This window comes from Enterobacter sp. ENT02, assembly GCF_019219165.1.
GTDB lineage: Bacteria > Pseudomonadota > Gammaproteobacteria > Enterobacterales > Enterobacteriaceae > Enterobacter > Enterobacter mori.
Window position 1 is genome coordinate 209,692 of sequence record NZ_JAHUWD010000005.1, and the last position, 19,324, is coordinate 229,015.

The 19,324-nt window shown below is 58.3% G+C and carries 17 protein-coding genes; 3 read left to right on the forward strand and 14 right to left on the reverse strand.

What is annotated here, in order from left to right:
* Positions 1 to 6: 6 nt before the first annotated feature.
* The 5 genes from nqrE to KW829_RS16875 are packed head-to-tail and all read right to left on the reverse strand — an operon-like array spanning position 7 to position 4,609.
* Complete coding sequence (gene nqrE, locus KW829_RS16855; RefSeq protein ID WP_003863217.1) at positions 7 to 603, reverse strand: NADH:ubiquinone reductase (Na(+)-transporting) subunit E; 597 nt, start codon at positions 601 to 603, stop codon at positions 7 to 9.
* A 6-nt stretch (positions 604 to 609) separates the two neighbouring features.
* A complete protein-coding gene (locus KW829_RS16860; RefSeq protein ID WP_014882676.1) occupies positions 610 to 1,248 on the reverse strand; it encodes an NADH:ubiquinone reductase (Na(+)-transporting) subunit D in 639 nt (212 codons plus the stop codon).
* Entirely contained in the window at positions 1,241 to 2,035 is a 795-nt protein-coding gene (locus tag KW829_RS16865) for a Na(+)-translocating NADH-quinone reductase subunit C (protein WP_010427893.1), read from the reverse strand. Before KW829_RS16865 ends, KW829_RS16860 begins: the two co-directional genes overlap by 8 nt.
* Complete coding sequence (locus KW829_RS16870) at positions 2,028 to 3,263, reverse strand: NADH:ubiquinone reductase (Na(+)-transporting) subunit B (protein WP_218308676.1); 1,236 nt, start codon at positions 3,261 to 3,263, stop codon at positions 2,028 to 2,030. The genes KW829_RS16865 and KW829_RS16870 overlap by 8 nt, the downstream gene beginning before the upstream one ends.
* A 2-nt stretch (positions 3,264 to 3,265) precedes the next feature.
* Entirely contained in the window at positions 3,266 to 4,609 is a 1,344-nt protein-coding gene (locus tag KW829_RS16875; RefSeq protein WP_218308677.1) for a Na(+)-translocating NADH-quinone reductase subunit A, read from the reverse strand.
* A gap of 299 nt (positions 4,610 to 4,908) precedes the next feature.
* Between KW829_RS16875 and dpaA the strand changes: the two genes are divergently transcribed.
* A complete protein-coding gene (gene dpaA / locus KW829_RS16880; protein WP_010427887.1) occupies positions 4,909 to 5,649 on the forward strand; it encodes a peptidoglycan meso-diaminopimelic acid protein amidase in 741 nt (246 codons plus the stop codon).
* On the opposite strand, the gene KW829_RS16885 is transcribed toward dpaA, so the two are convergent.
* Positions 5,620 to 6,387 carry a class II glutamine amidotransferase gene (locus KW829_RS16885; protein ID WP_010427885.1) on the reverse strand — a complete coding sequence of 256 codons (768 nt, stop codon included), beginning with the start codon at positions 6,385 to 6,387 and terminating at the stop codon, positions 5,620 to 5,622. The two genes, dpaA and KW829_RS16885, sit on opposite strands and share 30 nt — an antisense overlap.
* Before the next feature lie 150 nt (positions 6,388 to 6,537).
* Entirely contained in the window at positions 6,538 to 7,116 is a 579-nt protein-coding gene (gene lpcA / locus KW829_RS16890; protein WP_010427884.1) for a D-sedoheptulose 7-phosphate isomerase, read from the reverse strand.
* A gap of 239 nt (positions 7,117 to 7,355) precedes the next feature.
* On the opposite strand from lpcA, the gene fadE reads away from it, so the two are divergent.
* Together fadE and KW829_RS16900 are read left to right on the forward strand one after the other, a co-directional pair.
* Complete coding sequence (fadE, locus tag KW829_RS16895) at positions 7,356 to 9,800, forward strand: acyl-CoA dehydrogenase FadE (protein ID WP_120159503.1); 2,445 nt, start codon at positions 7,356 to 7,358, stop codon at positions 9,798 to 9,800.
* A 108-nt stretch (positions 9,801 to 9,908) separates the two neighbouring features.
* Positions 9,909 to 10,679 (forward strand): amidohydrolase, encoded by a 771-nt coding sequence (locus KW829_RS16900; RefSeq protein WP_010427882.1) that lies wholly within the window; start codon positions 9,909 to 9,911, stop codon positions 10,677 to 10,679.
* A gap of 491 nt (positions 10,680 to 11,170) precedes the next feature.
* On the opposite strand, the gene KW829_RS16905 is transcribed toward KW829_RS16900, so the two are convergent.
* The 7 genes from KW829_RS16905 to KW829_RS16935 are packed head-to-tail and all read right to left on the reverse strand — an operon-like array spanning position 11,171 to position 18,945.
* Positions 11,171 to 12,772, reverse strand: a complete 1,602-nt coding sequence (locus KW829_RS16905; protein ID WP_218308690.1) for a gamma-glutamyltransferase family protein — start codon at positions 12,770 to 12,772, stop codon at positions 11,171 to 11,173.
* Positions 12,773 to 12,781: 9 nt separating this feature from the next.
* A complete protein-coding gene (locus KW829_RS16910; RefSeq protein WP_063431376.1) occupies positions 12,782 to 13,657 on the reverse strand; it encodes an ABC transporter permease in 876 nt (291 codons plus the stop codon).
* Positions 13,658 to 13,659: 2 nt separating this feature from the next.
* Positions 13,660 to 14,601 (reverse strand): ABC transporter permease, encoded by a 942-nt coding sequence (locus tag KW829_RS16915; RefSeq protein ID WP_015571382.1) that lies wholly within the window; start codon positions 14,599 to 14,601, stop codon positions 13,660 to 13,662.
* A gap of 18 nt (positions 14,602 to 14,619) precedes the next feature.
* Complete coding sequence (locus tag KW829_RS16920) at positions 14,620 to 16,134, reverse strand: ABC transporter substrate-binding protein (RefSeq protein ID WP_172411097.1); 1,515 nt, start codon at positions 16,132 to 16,134, stop codon at positions 14,620 to 14,622.
* A 2-nt stretch (positions 16,135 to 16,136) separates the two neighbouring features.
* Positions 16,137 to 17,219, reverse strand: coding sequence for an ABC transporter ATP-binding protein (locus tag KW829_RS16925; RefSeq protein ID WP_218308678.1), 1,083 nt, complete (start codon positions 17,217 to 17,219; stop codon positions 16,137 to 16,139).
* Positions 17,216 to 18,229 carry an ABC transporter ATP-binding protein gene (locus tag KW829_RS16930; protein ID WP_218308679.1) on the reverse strand — a complete coding sequence of 338 codons (1,014 nt, stop codon included), beginning with the start codon at positions 18,227 to 18,229 and terminating at the stop codon, positions 17,216 to 17,218. Before KW829_RS16930 ends, KW829_RS16925 begins: the two co-directional genes overlap by 4 nt.
* Complete coding sequence (locus KW829_RS16935) at positions 18,226 to 18,945, reverse strand: FadR/GntR family transcriptional regulator (RefSeq protein ID WP_010427872.1); 720 nt, start codon at positions 18,943 to 18,945, stop codon at positions 18,226 to 18,228. Before KW829_RS16935 ends, KW829_RS16930 begins: the two co-directional genes overlap by 4 nt.
* Positions 18,946 to 19,324: the final 379 nt, after the last annotated feature.

Consider the following 19,324-nt stretch of genomic DNA (forward strand, 5'->3'; position numbering starts at 1 on the left):
TAGCCCTTATAGCTGCACACCGGAGAAGGACATAAAGCCCAACGCCATCAGGCCGGTGGTGATAAAGGTGATCCCTAAGCCGCGCAGACCCGCAGGCACGTTGGCATATTTCATTTTTTCGCGGATCCCCGCCATGGTCACAATCGCCAGCATCCAGCCGATGCCGGAACCGAAGCCATAGACCACGGATTCGCTGAAGTTGTAATCGCGCTGAACCATAAACGAGACGCCGCCGAAGATGGCGCAGTTCACCGCGATCAGCGGCAGGAAGATCCCCAGCGCGTTGTACAGCGACGGGAAATACTTATCGAGGATCATCTCAAGGATTTGCACCAACGCCGCGATCACGCCGATAAAGGTGATGAAGTTGAGGAAGCTGAGATCGACCCCTTCCACCAGCGCGCCGTCCCGCAGCACGAAGTTGAACACCAGGTTGTTAATCGGAACCGAAAGCCCCAACACAACGGTGACCGCCACGCCCAGGCCAAATGCCGTGGAGACCTTTTTAGACACGGCAAGAAATGTACACATGCCAAGGAAAAACGCGAGCGCCATGTTTTCAACAAACACCGCGCGCACAAATAAACTCAGGTAATGAGCCATTGTCGGTTACTCCTTTTCCTGCTGTTCAGGCTTCAACGTACGAATCAGCCAGATCAGCAAACCGATAATGAAAAATGCGCTTGGCGCGAGCAGGAACAGGCCGTTCGGCAGATACCAGCCGCCGTTCTGCACCGTGTCCAGCACCGTGATGCCAAACAGCTTGCCGCTGCCAATCAGCTCACGCAGGAACCCTACCGTCAGCAGGATCACGCCGTAGCCGAGGCCGTTGCCGATACCGTCCATAAAGCTCGCGAGCGGCGGCATCTTCATGGCGTAAGCTTCTGCGCGGCCCATCACGATACAGTTGGTGATAATCAACCCGACAAACACCGAAAGCTGTTTTGATGTTTCGTAGGCAAAAGCGCGCAGCAGCTGATCGACCACGATCACCAGCGAGGCGATGATCGCCATCTGCACGATGATCCTCACGCTGTTGGGGATGTGGTGGCGGATCATCGAGATAAACATGCTGGAAAACGCCGTAACCAGCGTGACCGCCAGCGTCATCACCACCGCCGTTTCCAGCTTGGTCGTCACCGCCAGGGCTGAGCAGACACCCAGCACCTGCAGCGTGATCGGGTTATTGGCGAGCAGCGGGCCAATGAGCACCTTTTTGACTTCTTTCAGTTCACCCGTATCAGCCATTATTCAGCGCTCCTTCACGTACGTTTTTCAGGAAAGGACCAAAGCCAAGTTCGCCCATCCAGAAATCAAAACTGTGCTGCACCCCGTTTGAGGTGAGCGTCGCCCCTGAAAGGCCGTCAACGGCGTAGTCGTCACCCGGACGTGCCGCCCCTTTCATCACCTTCAGCGCGGGCTGACCGCTATCGTCGAGCACTTTCTTGCCAACAAACTGCGCGCGCCAGTTAGGGTTTTCCACTTCGCCACCCAACCCCGGCGTTTCGCCCTGATCGTAATAGGTAATGCCTTTGACCGTGCGGCCATCGGTATCCAGTGCCACAAAGGCATACATCATTGACCACAGCCCGTTGCCGTAAATCGGCAAAACCACTTCCTGTACGCGTTTTTGCTCGTCACGCACCAGGTAGATCTCCGCGATGTTGCTGCGGCGCTTTATTCCTGCCGGATCCTGCGATGCGTCAAGCACGGTGCTCATCTGCGGATCTTTCAGCGCCAGCGCCTGGTTATACTTCGCCGGGTCTTTATCCATCAGCTCACCCGTTTTTAGATCCACCAGCCGCGCGGTAATACGTTCGGCAAACACGTCTGCGACGTCGTCCTTCGTCATGCCTTCCTGCATCAGCCCGGCCACGGCGAGAATGTTACGCTGTTTATCCAGCGCGCGTTGCTCCTGCTGCAGCGGTTTTAACCCTACGGCAGACCCAGCAACCACAATGGAACAGACCAGACACAGTACCAGCACCACCAGCAGCGTTTTGCTGATGCTGTCGTTATTTTTAACCTCAGCCACGCTCCTTCCTCCGCTTAATGTTGGCGCGCACGACCAGATAGTCGAACAGCGGCGCAAACAGGTTGGCAAACAGAATGGCCAACATCATCCCCTCCGGATAGGCCGGGTTGACCACGCGAATCAGGACGCACATCACGCCGATCAGCACGCCGTAGCTCCATTTACCCTTATCGGTAAACGACGCCGAGACGGGATCGGTCGCCATGAACATCATGCCAAACGCAAAGCCTCCCAGCACAAGGTGCCAATACCACGGCATGGAGAACATCGCGTTGGTGTCTGAACCAATGAGGTTGAACAGCGTGGCGGTAAGCACCATGCCGAGCATGACGCCTGCGACGATGCGCCAGGAGGCCACGCGACCAAAGAGAATGATTGCGCCACCAAGCAAAATCATCAGCGTAGAGACTTCCCCGATGGAACCTGGAATGTTGCCTATAAAGGCATCGAACCAGGTGACCGGCTGGCCGGTAGCATTGTTAACCAACGTTTCGCCGCCGCCTGCCGCCCACTGTGAAAGCGGCGTCGCGCCGGAGAAACCGTCGGCTGCCGTCCACACCAGGTCGCCGGAGATCTGCGCCGGGTAAGCAAAGAACAGGAACCCACGCCCCGCCAGCGCCGGGTTGAGGAAGTTGCGTCCGGTCCCGCCGAAGATCTCTTTGGCAATCACCACGCCAAAGCTGATCCCCATCGCCGCCTGCCAGAGCGGCAGCGTTGGTGGAACAATCAGGGCAAACAGAATGGAAGTAACAAAGAAGCCTTCGTTGATCTCATGTTTGCGAATAATGGCAAACAGCACTTCCCAGAAGCCGCCCACGATAAAGACTGTGATATAGATTGGCAGGAAGAAGACCGCGCCCAGCGTCATCATACTCAGCCAGCCCGCATCGGCCGCAAAGCTTACCCCCAGCGACTGCGCCAGGCGGTAATGCCAGTCGGACTGGATCACCTGCGCCAGCTGCTGTGCATCGTACATGTGGTGCAGTGCCGGAATGGTCTGCAAGCCGACGTTGTACATGCCCCAGAACATGGCCGGGAAGACCGCAAACCACACCAGGATCATCATTCGCTTGAGATCGATGGCATCGCGCACGTGCGCCGCCCCTTTCGTCACCAGCCCCGGCGTGTAGAAAATGGTCGTTGTCGCTTCATACAGCGGGTAGTACTTTTTGAGCTTCCCTTCGGTAAAGTGCGGCTCAATTTTTTCAAAGAGGTGTTTTAAGCCCATCGTTATCCTTCCTGCTCAATGCGGGTTAACACCTCGCGCAATACGGGTCCGTATTCGTATTTGCCTGGACACACATAGGTACAGAGCGCCAGATCTTCTTCGTCCAGCTCCAGGCAGCCCAGCGCCTGCGCACCGTCGGTATCGCCAGCAAGGAGATCGCGCAGCAGCACGGTAGGCAGAATATCCAGCGGCATTACGCGCTCGTAGTTACCAATGGGTACCATCGCACGCTCACCGCCGTGGGTGCTGGTGGAGAAGTTGAAAAGCTTATGGCGCAGGAAGTGACCCAGCGTGGTGCGGGTTACGGAGTATTTTTCTGCACCGGGCAGAACCCAGCCGAACAGCTCTTTCTCACGCCCTTCCTGAACGATGCTCACCTGCAGATGGAAGCGCCCCAGATAAGCCTGCGCGCCAACGGCATGACGGCCACTGAGTACTGAACCGGAAATCAGGCGGTTTTCACCCGCTTTTGTTTCATCGGTCAGCAGCTCATTGATATCTGCACCTTGTAGCGTCTTCACCAGACGTGGGTTTGTCGCCTGCGGTCCACCAATGGCGATCGTGCGTTCTGCACACAGCTCACCCGTGGTAAAGAGCATACCTATGGCAATCACGTCCTGATAATTCAGATGCCAGACCTGTTTTGCCAGACTCACCGGTTCAAGGAAATGGATGTGTGTGCCAACCAGCCCCGCCGGATGCGGGCCAGCAAATTCATTAAACGTTACCTGCCCCTGCGGATGGCCGCCCAGCTTGCCGCCGCTCGCCTGGCAGACATGGACCTTCCCGGGCGTCAGACGCGTTAAAAGGGTCAACCCGGCATCAAACGCCTTGCGCTGCGCCAGGATAATAGGCTGCGGATCCGCACTGAGCGGATTGGTGTCGATGGCGGTAACGAAAATAGCCGCCGGTACGGTTCCCGGAACCGGTGACTTGCTAAAGGGGCGGGTGCGAAGTGACGTCCACAACCCCGACGCCAGCAGCTGCGCCTGCACGGATTCGCGGCTGAGTGTCGCGAGGTCGGCCACATCAAAACGCGCAAACTCGCGCTGCTCATCGCCTTCAAGACGGATCACAACGGATTGCAGCACGCGGCGTTCACCGCGATGAATCGCCACAACGGTGCCGCTGGCCGGGGCCGTAAACAAGACGCCCGGATTTTTTTTATCCTCGAAGAGCGCCTGGCCTTTGATGACGCGATCGCCCTCTTGCACCAGCATCGCCGGGCGCATCCCCACATAATCGTCGCCCAAAATAGCGACATGACGAATGCTGGCCCCTTGCGCGACGTGCTGATCGGGCACACCGGAAATCGGCAGATCAAGTCCTTTTCTTATTCTAAACATGTAGTTAGCAGGTATCCATGAACAACAATCCAGAGGGGGTGAAGTGTACCATTTTCGTCCCAAAGGGGGCAGAGGATCCGCCTCCTGACGCGCCAAAATGCGAGCTATTACGCAAAGTTCCTGGAGTCAGGGCGATTTGAATGGGTTATAAAGTAAAACTAATTTGTAAACACAAAGGTTGGCTCTTGCGAAAATCTTTATCGGTGCTAATGTGAGCGCTCCTGTCCAGATTAATCTGATTTCGGGTCTCTTTTGCCGTCCTGGCAATTTGGTCATGGTTTTATCAAGGAACTAGTAGTATGCGTAAAATCGCATTGTTCATTGCGATGCTTCTGATGCCGTGCATGTCGTTTGCCGGACTGCTCAGCAGTAATAGCTCAACGACACCGGTTAGCAAAGAATATAAACAACAGCTGATGGGATCCCCAGTTTATATTCAAATCTTCAAGGAAGAACGCACTCTCGATCTGTTTGTGAAAATGGGCGAGACATATCAGCTGCTTGATAGTTACAAAATTTGTAACTACTCCGGCGGTCTGGGGCCAAAACAGCGTCAGGGCGATTTCAAAAGTCCGGAAGGGTTTTACAACGTTCAGCGTAATCAGCTAAAACCTGACAGCCGCTTCTATAAGGCCATTAACATCGGCTTCCCGAATGCCTATGACCGTGCACACGGTTATGAAGGTAAATACCTGATGATCCACGGTGCCTGCGTGTCTGTCGGCTGTTATGCGATGACCGACTCCGGCATTGATGAGATTTTCCAGTTCGTCACGGGCGCGCTGGTCTTTGGGCAGCCTAACGTACAGGTCAGCATCTATCCGTTCCGCATGACGGACGCCAACATGGCGCGTCACAAGTACTCCTACTACGCGGATTTCTGGAAACAGCTGAAGCCAGGTTACGACTACTTTGAGCAGACCCGCAAGCCACCGGTGGTCTCTATCGTCGATGGCCGTTACGTGGTCAGCAAGCCGCTGAGCCACGAAGTCGTCCACCCGCAGCTGGCGTCAAATTACACGGTCCCCGAGACAAAATAGTACCCACTCGCCTGGCATAATCTTTTGCCAGGTTTCGTTGCCCGTCAGCGGCTGCGTAGCAATGACGGTGACCACATCGTTCGGTGTGGTCTCCTTCTGAAAGTCTATCTCCACATCCTGATCGAGCAGCGTCGCAACGCCAAACGGCGCGCGGCGGGTGATCCAGAACAGATTCGTTGAGCAGAACGCCATCACGTAGCGCCCGTCAGAAAGCAGCATGTTGAACACGCCTTTTTCACGCAGTTCAGACGCCAGCGTCGCGATATATTTGAATACGGCGGCCATGTTGCCGGGCGTGCGCGGATAGCGCTCCGTCAGCTTGTGCAGCAGCCAGCAGAAGGCTTTTTCGCTGTCCGTTTCGCCGACCGGGCGGAAGTTGCCCGTCTCCAGCGACTTATAGCCCGTAAGCTGCCCGTTGTGCGCGTAGGTCCAGTTACGGCCCCACAGTTCACGGGTAAACGGATGGGTATTTTCCAGCGCCACTTCGCCGCGGTTTGCCTGACGGATGTGGGCGATCACCGAGCGGGACTTGATGGGGTAGTCCTGCACCAGTTTGGCAATCGGTGAGTTAAAGCTGGGCTGTGGATCTTTGAACGTGCGACACCCTTTGCCTTCGTAGAAGGTGATGCCCCAGCCGTCTTTATGCGGCCCGGTTCCTCCACCGCGCTGAACCAGCCCGGTGAAACTAAAGCAGATATCGGTTGGCACATTAGCGCTCATCCCGAGCAGTTCGCACATACAACACCTCCACAAAACGCCTTAACGCGGGAAGGCGTAATTGTTGCAGCCAGTTTGGATTCGGACAGCGCGCAGAAACCGGAGCGTACACGTAGTACGTGAGGATTTCGAGCACTGCCCGGATTCAAAATGGCAAATAAAATAGCCTTCTTACTTAACCATCTCTTTTTCGATCAGTTGGATCAGTATATGGATCACTTTGATGTGAATTTCCTGAATACGGTCAGCATAACCGAAGTGCGGAACGCGGATTTCAACGTCCGCTGTACCGTCCATCTTACCGCCATCTTTACCTGTCAGGGTGATGACTTTCATCCCTTTTTCACGCGCGGCGGCGATCGCTTTGATCACGTTGCCGGAGTTGCCAGAGGTCGAAATTCCCAGCAGCACGTCGCCTTCACGGCCTACCGCTTCAACGTAGCGGGAGAAGATGTGGTCGTAACCGAAGTCGTTGCCTACGCAGGAGATGTGGCTCACGTCGGAAATCGCAATCGCCGGGTAGCCCGGACGGTTTTCGCGATAGCGTCCGGTCAGCTCTTCGGCGAAGTGCATGGCGTCACAGTGGGAGCCACCGTTACCGCAAGAGAGCACTTTGCCACCGGCTTTGAAGCTGTCGGCCAGCAGGACCGCTGCGCGCTGAATAGCGTGAATATTGGCATCATCTTTCAGAAAGTTCGCCAGCGTTTCCGCCGCTTCGTTCAGTTCGTTACGAATAAGATCCTGGTACATAAGGATAATCCTTCAGTATTGATGAAATAACACAGTGGAGTGTACCGGATAGCGTCAAAAGCGAGAAGCTAAAGCCATGCGAATCGTCCGGCGTTTTGTTTTTTCGTGCCGACGAAAACGCGAACAATGTGAACCAGGTTGTAATTATTTTGTAAACACATTGCTAAAGGAATTTACATCAACTACAACCATATCATCACAAGTGGTCAGACCTCCTACAAGCAAGGGAGCTTTTCTTTATGATGATTTTGAGCATTCTCGCAACCGTTGTACTGCTCGGTGTGCTGTTCTATCACCGCGTAAGTTTATTCCTGAGCAGCCTGATTCTTCTGGCCTGGACGGCTGCGCTTGGCGTCGCAGGCCTCTGGAATATCTGGCTTTTAGTCCCTCTTGCCATCATTCTTCTGCCGTTTAACCTGGCACCGATGCGTAAGTCGATGATCTCCGCGCCGGTGTTTAAAGGCTTCCGCAAAGTGATGCCGCCAATGTCACGCACTGAGAAAGAAGCGATTGATGCGGGCACCACCTGGTGGGAAGGCGATCTGTTCCAGGGCAATCCTGACTGGAAAAAGCTGCACAACTATCCGCAGCCGCGTCTGACCGCTGAAGAGCAGGCCTTTATTGACGGCCCGGTGGAAGAAGCGTGCCGCATGGCAAACGACTTTGCCATCACCCATGAAATGGCCGATCTGCCGCCAGAGCTGTGGGCGTATCTGAAAGAACATCGCTTCTTCGCGATGATCATCAAGAAAGAGTACGGCGGTCTGGAGTTCTCCGCCTACGCTCAGGCTCGCGTCCTGCAAAAGCTGGCGGGCGTTTCCGGGATCCTGGCGATTACCGTTGGCGTGCCTAACTCCTTAGGCCCGGGTGAACTGCTGCAGCATTACGGTACCGAAGAGCAGAAAGATCACTACCTGCCGCGTCTGGCACGCGGTCAGGAAATCCCTTGCTTCGCGCTGACCAGCCCGGAAGCGGGCTCCGATGCAGGCGCGATCCCGGATACCGGCGTGGTCTGCATGGGCGAATGGCAGGGTGAACAGGTGCTGGGCATGCGCCTGACCTGGAACAAGCGTTATATCACCCTGGCGCCTATCGCCACCGTACTGGGTCTGGCCTTTAAGCTCTCTGACCCGGAAAAACTGCTGGGCGGCGATGAAGATCTGGGCATTACCTGTGCGCTGATCCCAACCTCTACCCCAGGCGTTGAAATTGGTCGTCGTCACTTCCCGCTGAACGTGCCGTTCCAGAACGGTCCAACCCGCGGCCAGGATATCTTCGTGCCGATTGACTTCATCATCGGCGGTCCGAAAATGGCCGGTCAGGGCTGGCGTATGCTGGTGGAATGTCTGTCAGTGGGCCGCGGCATTACCCTGCCGTCGAACTCAACCGGCGGTCTGAAGTCGGTAGCGATGGGGATTGGTGCGTACGCGCACATTCGCCGTCAGTTCAAAATCTCCATCGGCAAGATGGAAGGTATCGAAGAGCCGCTGGCGCGTATCGCGGGCAATGCCTACGTGATGGATGCCGCTGCTTCTCTGATTACCTACGGCATTATGCTGGGCGAAAAACCGGCCGTGCTGTCCGCGATTGTGAAGTACCACTGTACCCACCGCGCGCAGCAGTCGATCATTGACGCGATGGATATTGCAGGCGGTAAAGGCATTATGCTCGGCGAAGGCAACTTCCTGGCGCGCGGCTATCAGGGCGCACCGATTGCCATCACCGTGGAAGGGGCAAACATCCTGACCCGCAGCATGATGATCTTCGGTCAGGGCGCAATTCGCTGCCATCCGTACGTGCTGGAAGAGATGGCCGCTGCGCAGAATAACGATGTGGATGCCTTCGATAAGCTGCTGTTCAAACATATCGGTCACGTGGGCAGCAACAAGGTGCGCAGCTTCTGGCTGGGCCTGACGCGCGGCCTCACCAGCGCGACGCCAACCGGCGATGCGACCAAACGTTACTACCAGCATCTGAACCGACTGAGCGCCAACCTGGCTCTGCTGTCTGACGTCTCCATGGCGGTGCTGGGCGGAAGCCTGAAGCGTCGCGAACGTATCTCCGCCCGTCTGGGTGATGTGCTGAGCCAGATCTTCCTGGCCTCGGCGGTCCTGAAGCGCTACGACGACGAAGGCCGTCAGGAAGCAGATCTGCCGCTGGTGCACTGGGGCGTGCAGGATGCGATGTATCAGGCTGAACAGGCGATTGACGACCTGCTGGCGAACTTCCCGAACCGCTTTGTGGCGGGTGCCCTGCGCGCGGTGATCTTCCCAACCGGTCGTCACCATCTGGCCCCGTCCGACAAGCTGGACCACAAGGTAGCGAAGATCCTGCAGGTACCGAGCGCAACCCGCTCCCGTATCGGTCGTGGTCAGTATCTTGAGCCGACGCCGCATAACCCGGTGGGACTGCTGGAAGAGGCGCTGCTGGACGTGATGGCCGCCGATCCGATTCACCAGAAGATCTGTAAACAGCTGGGCAAAAACCTGCCGTTTACCCGTCTGGACGAACTGGCAAAACAGGCGCTTGCCGGTGGCATTATCAATAAAGATGAAGCCGCTCTGCTGGTGAAAGCCGAAGAGAGCCGTCTGCGCAGTATTAACGTGGATGATTTCGAACCGGACGAGCTGGCGACGCAGCCGGTAAAGCTCCCGGAGAAGCACCGCAAACCTGAAGCGGCGTAACGCGTTTCGCTTGTACAAACCCCGCCTCGCGCGGGGTTTTTTATTGCCACATTTTCTCGTAATGACGTGCTACAGTGTCAAAAAGCGGTCTTTTGAGGAGTCTGTATCGTGCCTGGTTTGAAGATTTCGATTTTGCAGCAACCTTTAGTGTGGATGGATGGCCCCGCCAACCTGCGCCACTTTGATCGTCAACTGGAAGAGATTACCGGGCGTGATGTGATTGTCCTGCCGGAGATGTTCACTACGGGTTTTGCCATGGAAGCGGCGAAACAGTCGATGCCGCAGGACGAGGTGGTCGCCTGGATGCAGACCAAAGCGCAGGAGACCAACGCGCTCATTGCCGGTAGCGCCGCGCTACAAACCGAACGCGGACCGGTGAACCGCTTCCTGCTGGTTGAGCCGGAAGGGAAAGTGCATTTTTATGACAAACGCCACCTGTTCCGTATGGCGGATGAGCACCATCACTATGAAGCGGGTAACGAACGCGTGGTGTTCGAGTGGCGCGGCTGGCGTATTTTGCCGCTGGTCTGCTACGACCTGCGCTTCCCGGTGTGGTCGCGCAACCGTAACGATTACGACCTGGCGCTGTATGTCGCCAACTGGCCTGCGCCGCGTTCGCTGCACTGGCAGACGCTGCTGGCGGCGCGCGCGATTGAGAACCAGGCGTACGTGGTGGGCTGTAACCGCGTGGGAACAGACGGCAACGGGCATCACTACCGCGGCGACAGCCGGGTGGTGAATCCGCAGGGAGAAATTATTGCCACCGCTGAGCCGCATCAGGCGACGCGGATTGATGCGGAGCTGTCATTGACGGCGCTGAAGGAGTATCGGGAGAAGTTTCCGGCGTGGCAGGATGCGGATCCGTTTAGCATTGGCTGAAATTTTCCCCTCACCCCGCCCCTCTCCCAAAGGGTTGAGGGATCCCCGGTAATTTTTTTAACCGGAAGCGGTGAATGTTGCTTCAGGAAAATGGATAGCTTACAGCGATGCCCTGGTCCGGCTGTAAATCGCCGAGGCGTTTCCGTAAGGCCGGGGCGAGGCGCAGGGATGCGCCGAGAGGGCGTGGCCTGCAGGGATGCAGGCTCATGCCCGACCCGATAGCCTGAAGGAATAAGCAGAGGGAACCGCGAAGCGGCGATTTACCGCCGGGAGCCCGGGTCGCCAGGGTGGTGGCGATTGAGCCACCCTGGCACGTTCACCGGTCATGTCGTTACAGAGTAGCAAGGAACATGAAGTGAACGGAATGACCACCAGAGCCGTATGTTCGTTCCCCCTCACCCCAGCCCTCTCCCTCAAGGGAGAGGGGGTCGTCCGTGCAGGCATTATTTTGTGGGGAACTCTCACCCCAAAGGGAGAGGGAGGATAAAACATTAACTCACCAACGCCTGCCCGTCTTTACGGCTTTCCGTCGCGGCCACGTAGTGCCCTTCCGGCAGGCGATAGATCACCTGCGCCCCGCCAAAGTTGTAATCCTGCAGCGGATCTTCCACCACGATCTGATGCCCACGTTCGCGCAGCGCGGCAATTGTATTGCGATCGAACGTTGATTCAACGATCACCTCCCTGCCCTGCACCACGCGCCAGCGCGGAGCGTCAATCGCCGCCTGCGGGTTTTGTCCGTGCAGCATAATGCGTAGCGCCATCTGCATGTGCCCCTGCGCCTGCATCGGGCCGCCCATCACGCCAAAGGACATCAGCGGCTGGCCGTTGCCGTCCATCGCAAAGCCCGGAATGATGGTGTGGAACGGGCGCTTGCTGCCCGCCAGCGCGTTCGGGTGATGTGGATCCAGCACAAATCCGCAGCCCCGGTTTTGCAGGCTGATCCCGGTGTCCGGCACCACGATGCCTGATCCAAAGCCCATATAGTTGGACTGAATAAACGAGACCATCATCCCGCTGGCGTCAGCAGTGCTGATGTAGACCGTGCCGCTCTGCGTCGGGGAGCCGTAGACAAAATCAGAGGCTTTATCGTGGTCGATAAGCGCGGCGCGCGACTTCAGATAATGGTCGCTCAGCAGCTCTTTCGCCGCGAACGCCATGTGTTCTTCATCCGCCACGTAGCGGTCGAGATCCGCCAGCGCCAGCTTCATCGCCTCGATGGAGAGATGAAGAGACTGCACGGAATCCGGATGATGCTTCTCAATGCCGCACTGCTCAAGAATGCCGAGCGCAATCAGCGTGGCGATCCCCTGGCCGTTTGGCGGCAGCTCCTGCACCGAACCGCCCGCGAAGTCGCGCGACAGCAGCTCAACCCAGTCCACGCGATGGTTTGCCAGGTCCTCTTCGGTCAGATGCGCGCCGTGTTCTTTAGCAAAGGCGGCGATTTTCTGCGCCAGCTCGCCGCGGTAAAAGGCGTCGCCGTTGGTTTTCGCAATCAGCTCCAGCGAGTTCGCCTGCGCCGGGTTACGGAAGATTTCCCCCACGCGCGGGGCGCGGCCTTCCGGCGCGAAGCAGGCGCTGAAGCCCGGCTGATCTTTCAGCTTGTTATAGCCGCGCTGCCAGAGATGGCCAATCAGTGGGGAGACCGGGAAGCCGTTGCGCGCATAGTCAATGGCGGGCTGCGCCAGCGTGGTCAGCGGCAGCGTGCCGAAGCGTTCCGCCAGTGCAACCCAGCCGGATACCGCACCCGGCACGGTCACCGCGTCCCAGCCGATTTCCGGCACCGCGGTTTTACCGGCAAACAGATCCGCATGCCAGCTCGCGGGCGAACGACCGGACGCGTTCAGACCGTGTAGCTTTTCACCGTCCCAGACGATGGCAAAGGCGTCGCTGCCGATCCCGTTGCCGGTCGGCTCAACCACCGTCAGCGCCATCGCGGTGGCAATGGCCGCATCGACGGCATTCCCGCCCAGCTGCAGCATTTTCATGCCTGCCTGTGCCGCCAGCGGCTGCGATGTCGCAACCGCATTATGGCCCAGCATCGGCGGGCGTCGTGAAGCGTAACCGGACGTAAAATCAAGCGCTTTGGTCATCATGACTCCTTAGTCGTGGCGCGGATCGAGCGCATCGCGCAGCCCGTCGCCGAGTAAATTAAAGCCCTGCACGGCAAGGAAAATCGCCACGCCGGGGAACACGGACATCCACGGCGCCTGCTCAAGAAACCCTTTCGCGGTGTTGAGCATGGACCCCCAGGACGGATTGGGCGGCTGCTGTCCCAGCCCTAAAAACGACAGGCTGGCTTCGGCGATAATCGCCGAGGCAATCGCCAGCGTGGCCTGCACCAGGATCGGTGACATCACGTTTGGCAGGACGTATTTAATGATGATCCAGCGATCCGGCAGGCCAATCGCCCGCGCGCCGTCGATGTACTCTTCGTTGCGAATGGCGATCACCTGGCCGCGCGTCAGGCGGGCGAAGATCGGCATCGCCGAAAGACCGATGGCGATCATCGCGTTGGTCAGGCTCGGGCCCAAAAATGCCCCCAGCGCGATCGCCATGATCAGGAACGGACAGGCCAGCAGCGCCTCGATAAAACGCGAGATCACCCCGTCCCACATCTTCTGGAAGTAGCCCGCCACCAGCCCCAGCGGCACGCCGATAACCACCGCAATCACCACGGACATACAGCCCGCCATCAGCGAGGTGCGCGCCCCCCAGATAATGCGGGATAAAATGTCGCGCCCCAGCTCGTCGGTGCCGAACCAGTACATCGCCGACGGCGCTTTGCGCACCGCCAGAAAGTTGGCTTTAACCGGGTCGAACGGGGCAATCCACGGTGCCAGCAGCGCCACCAGCACAAAGAACCCCACTACCACCGCGCCAATCACCGCGCTTTTATTGCCGAGGAATTTCTTCAGCACCCGGTTCTGCGCGCGCGGCAGCGCGGGGGCAACGGTTTGCGTTGTCAGTTCCGCCATGGTTAACCTCGCATTTTCGGGTTGATAAGGACGTAGAGCACGTCGGCCAGCAGGTTGAGCATCAGGAAGCCAATCGCCACGATCAGCACCACGCCCTGCACCACCGCGTAGTCACGGTTGAATACCGAGTCGACGATCATCTTGCCGAAGCCCGGAATGGTGAAGACCTGCTCGGTCAGCACCGCGCCGCCCAGCAGCTCGCCGAACAGCAGCGTGGTGAGGGTGATCACCGGCACCAGCGCGTTGCGGAACGCGTGCTTCAGGATCACCGCCTTCGGCAGCAGCCCTTTCGCCCGCGCGGTGCGAATGTAGTCCGCCTTCAGTACCGCAATCATCGAGGCACGGGTGTGGCGCATCAGCGTTGCCGCGAGCCCCGTTCCGAGCACGGAAGCGGGCAGCAGCAGCGTGCGCAGGTTCTGGATCGGATCTTCACTGAACGGCACGTAGCCGGACGCGGGTAGCCACTGCAGGTTTACCGAAAAGACCAGAATCAGCAGGATCCCCAGCCAGAAGTGCGGGATCGAGATCCCCGAGATCGCCACGAAGTTCGCCCCGTGATCGACCCAGCTGTTTTTGTTCACCGCCGCAAGGATCCCCATGCTGATGCCAAATACCAGCGCGATAATCATCGCCAGCAGCGACAGTTCCAGCGTAACCGGCAGCTTGCTGGCGATCAGCTGCGTCACCGGTTCGTGCGTGCGTAAGGAGACGCCCAGATCGCCCTGCAGCGCCCGCGTCAGCCAGTGGAAATACTGCACGGGGATCGGCGCATCGAGGTTCAGCTCCGCGCGCAGCTGGGCGATGACGGCCGGATCGCGCTCCTCCCCGGCCATGGCGATCAGCGGGTCGCCGGGCAGCAGCTTTTGCAGCCCGAACACCATCATGCTCACCAGCAATAGCGTCGGGACGGCCAGCAGCAGACGTTTGCAAATCAGTTCCAGCATGGGTTCTCCTCAGGACGTTTATTTCGCCAGCGTCAAACCGGCCAGACGCACGATGCCGTCCGGGTACGGCTTAAAGCCCTGCACGCTTTTGTTCAGGCCAAAAATGCGCGGCTCGAAGTAGAGGTAGGCAATCGGCATATCGGTCTGGAGCTGCTTCACCACCTTGTCGTACAGCGGCTGGCGTGCGGCCTGGTCGGTGCTCTGGCGCGCCTGGGTCAGCCATTCATCAACCTGCGCGTTGCTATAGCGGCCGTCGTTAAGCGTGCCTTTGCTGTTGATAAAGCCGTAGATGCTGCCGTCCGGATCCGGGCGTCCCGACCAGCCGGAAAAGCTCAGCTGATAGTCACCGCTCTGCTGGCGATCCAGCAGCGTGGCAAATTCGGTCATTTGCAGGTTCAGGGTGAAACCGGCTTCGGCGACCATCGCCTGCAATACCTGACCCACCTGCTGCGAGGTTGGGTTGTTTGGCACCAGCAGGTTGACGGTCAGCGGCGCGGTGATGCCTGCCGCTTTCAGCAGCGCTTTGGCTTTGTCGACGTCACGCGGCGGGACCGGCAGGTTAACGTGATACGGGCTGACCGGTGAAAACGCCTGGTTGGCCGGGGTGTAGAGCCCCTCAAAGACCACCTGGTTTAACGCATCGCGGTCGATGGCCTGAGAAAACGCCTCGCGCACGCGAGCGTCCTTGAACGGATCGTTCGCCGGTACCTTGCCGTTGTTGATATTGAAGGTAATGCCCTGATAGCCCAGACCGGTCACCTTCGCCAGCGCCAGCTTGCTGTCGGCTTCGACGGTTTTAACGTCGCTGGCGGCGATGCCTTCGGTCAGATCAAGATCGCCCGCGCGGAGGTTCGCGAGGCGCACGGAGGCATCCGGGATCGGCAGATAGATAATTTTGTCGAAGTGGTAAGCGCCTTTGTTCCAGTAGTTGTCGAAGCGGGTCAGAACGATGCGGTCCTGGGACACGCGGCTGTCGAATTTATACGGGCCGGAGCAGACCGGGTGGGCGGCAAAGTCAGGCTTTTTCGCCGCTTCAGGTGCCATCATTGCCCCGGCGCGGTCGGTGAGCTGCATCAGCAGCGCGGCATCCGGCGTTTTCAGGTGCAGCGCAATCTGCATCGGGCCGGTGACCTCGACCGATTCAACGGAGGAGATCTCGCTTTTACGCAGGGAGCCTTTCAGGGTCAGGGCGCGGTCGAGGTTGTATTTTGCGGCGGCGGCATCGAATTTCTCACCGTCGTGGAAGGTCACGCCGTCGCGCAGATTGAGCGTCAGGGTTTTACCGTCCTCGCTCCACGCCCAGTCTTTAGCCAGACCGGGGACAACCTTCAGGTTTTCATCCACGTCCACCAGCCTGTCGCAGAGAGAGGCAAAGACGAAGCGGCCATAGTAGGTGCGCGCCAGATGCGGGTCGAGCATGTCCGGGTCAGCGCCCAGACCGATTCGCAGCACGCTTTCAGAATGGGCGGGCAGCGCCGCGCCAAGCAACATAACACTTCCCAGTACGGTCAAAAGAGAATTACGCATTGTCATTATCATGAGTTCCTTGAAGGAAGGGACGAGTGAGTGGCCGCGTGTTCAAACAGCGCGCGGCGGCGCAGGAAAGCGGCGGATGGCGGAGCAATCTGGATAACGCTGCGATCGCGGTTGATCTCCTGCCAGCGGTGGCAGGCAACCTGACGTCCGCCGTCGAGTACCTGATTAATCGGCTCGACCTGGCGGCATTCTTCGGTAACGTACGGGCAGCGGGTGTGGAAACGACAGCCGGACGGCGGACTGGCCGGGTTGGGCAGATCCCCCTGCAGCAGCGGCGCATCGCGCTCAACGCCCGGCTGCATCTGCGGTGCAGACGCAATCAGCGCCTGGGTATAGGGGTGCAGCGGTGCGTCAAAAATCTCATCGACGGTGGCAAGCTCAACGATTTGCCCAAGGTACATGACCGCCACGCGGTCGCTCATATGGCGGATCACCGCCAGACCGTGGGCAACAATCACCATCGTCAGCCCCAGCTGGTGCTTCAGGCTTTCCAGCAGGTTGACCACCTGCGCCTGAACGGAGACGTCCAGTGCGGATACCGGCTCATCGCCCAGCAGCAGCTTCGGTCCCGAGGCCAGCGCGCGCGCAATGCCGATGCGCTGGCGCTGGCCGCCGGAAAACTCGTGCGGGTAACGCCCGGCCCAGGCGGCAGGCAGACCAACGGTTTTAAGCAGTTCGGCGACGCGGTACTGGCGGTCCACTTTTTTCATGTTCTGATGCAGCCACAGCGGCTCACCGACAATCTGCTCCACCGTCATGCGCGGGTTCAGCGAGGCGAAGGGATCCTGAAAGATAATCTGCAGCTCGCGCCGGAGCTGGTTAAGACGGGCACCGGAGGCGTCGGTGATCTCTTCCCCCTGATAAAACACGCGCCCTTCGCTGGCGGCCAGCAGGCGCAGCAGCAGACGTCCGAGGGTAGATTTCCCGGAGCCGGACTCGCCGACAATCGCCAGCGTTTCGCCCGGCATCACCGAAAGTGAGACGCGATCGACCGCCGTGACAAAGCGTGCCGGGGTAAAGAGCTTTTTCGGACCGGGGAAGCGTTTACTCAGGTCGCGGGCTTCAAGAATGGGGATGGTCATGCGATTTCTCCCAGGGCAATGTGCTGTTCGAGCGGCACGCGGAAGCAGGCAACCTGATGGCCCGCGCCGAGCGTAGTAAGCTGCGGTTTTTCAGCGTGGCAGCGCGTCTGAGCAAACGGGCAGCGCGTTGCGAAACGGCAGCCTTCAGGCATGGATTCCGGCAGCGGTACCGCGCCGGGAATGGTGGAGAGTTGCCCTTTACGCGCCCCGAGAGAAGGAATCGAGCCCATCAGGCCGATGGTGTACGGATGCTGCGGGTCGGCGAATATTGCCTCGACGCTGCCCTGCTCCACCACCTGGCCGGCATACATCACCGCGACCTGCTGGGCGACTTCCGCCACCACGCCTAAATCGTGGGTGATCATCAACACCGCCGTGCCGGTTTCCGCTTTCAGGGTGTTGAGCAAGGCGAGGATTTGCGCCTGAATGGTGACGTCGAGCGCGGTGGTGGGCTCATCAGCAATCAGCAGTTTAGGGTGGTTGATCAGCGCCATCGCAATCATCACCCGCTGGCGCATGCCGCCGGAGAGCTGATGCGGATAGGCTCTGAGGCGCATCTCTGCCGCCGGGATCTGCACCTTCTCGAGGATCTGCAGCGCGACCTTCATCGCCTCGGCGCGCGAAACGCTCTGGTGGCGTATGACCGCTTCGCTGAGCTGATCGCCAAGCGTAAACGCCGGATTGAGCGAGGTCATGGGCTCCTGGAAAATCATCGCCAGCTCGCTGCCGCGCAGATCGGCATATTCCCGCGGCGAGAGCTTGCGCAGGTCATGACAGCGAAACTGCATCTCACCGCTGACAATCTGCGCGCTGGCGGGCAGTAACCCCATCAGCGCTAATGAGGTGATACTTTTTCCGCAGCCGGACTCCCCCACCAGCGCCAGCGTTTCGCCCGCTTTGACCGTCAGGGAAATGCCGTCAAGCACGCTCACCGGCGAGCCGGAAAACCTGACGTTGAGATTATTCAGCCGCAATACGGGCGTGGCGTCCTTAAAGGGTATGGTCGTCATAGCGTGAAATCGTCCTCAAGGTGGATCGCCTGAATCAGCGCGGCCTGCAGGCTGAGCAGGTGCTCGCGCATCGCGGCGGCTGCTTCATTAGGCTGACGATGGATAATCGCGGACATGATTTTGTGATGGTGGTCGTTGTAGCTGTCGACACGTTCAGGCGTGCGGGCAAGTTCACGCAGATGCTGCCAGCCGGGTTCCCGGCGGACGGCATCAATCGCATCAAAAAGCCCGAGCATCAGGCGGTTGCCTGCGGCTTCGGCAATGGCGCGATGAAAGGCGCTATCCCACAGTTCGTTGAGATCGCGGTCATCCGGGCTGACCTTATCAATGCGTTCCAGCATGCGCTGCATGAGCGCGAGGTTTTCCCTGGTGGCACGCAGTGCCGCAAGCCGGGCTAGGCCGGGTTCAAGCTGTAGACGAGCTTCCATCACTTCCAGCAGGTTAGTCTGCTGAACCAATCCCTGAAGGGCCAGCGGTTCTACAGGAGCTGCCGGGCCAATAAAGGTCCCTTTCCCCTGCTTTCGCCAGATACGCCCCTCTTCTTCCAGCACGTCCAGCGCACGACGGACTTCACGTCGCCCTACGCCGAGAGTATCCGACAGCTCACGTTCCGTGGGCAGCGGAATGCCTGGTGTTGACTCGTGCTGGTTGATTAGCCCGCGCAGTTGCTCAAGCGCGGTGCTGGAATTGGCCAGAAACCGTGACGGTTTTTCCATATTGGTTCGCTCGCTTTCATCATGACTTTATTTTTATTAACGATAAGTTATTGATATGACGTGCTACTTATCGTGCTAATGATTAAGCAATAAACGAACCAATTCGCTATTGGTTCAAATATAAATGACAGGGGTAAAATTAAGGCGATGATTTTTAATATATTATTTTAATCGACTCGGTCGGGCACAGACACACGCCAACACACATACATGCCAGGAAATGCACAAAAACAGTGCAACATATGCACCAAAAACGATCAATTATTAATATTATGCACCTAAATTGTTTTCGTTGTGTTAACCAATGATTATGTCATATGCGCAACTGTGCCCCCTGGGGGTAGAGGGATCCCCAGTAATTTTTAGTAGCGAGGAACAT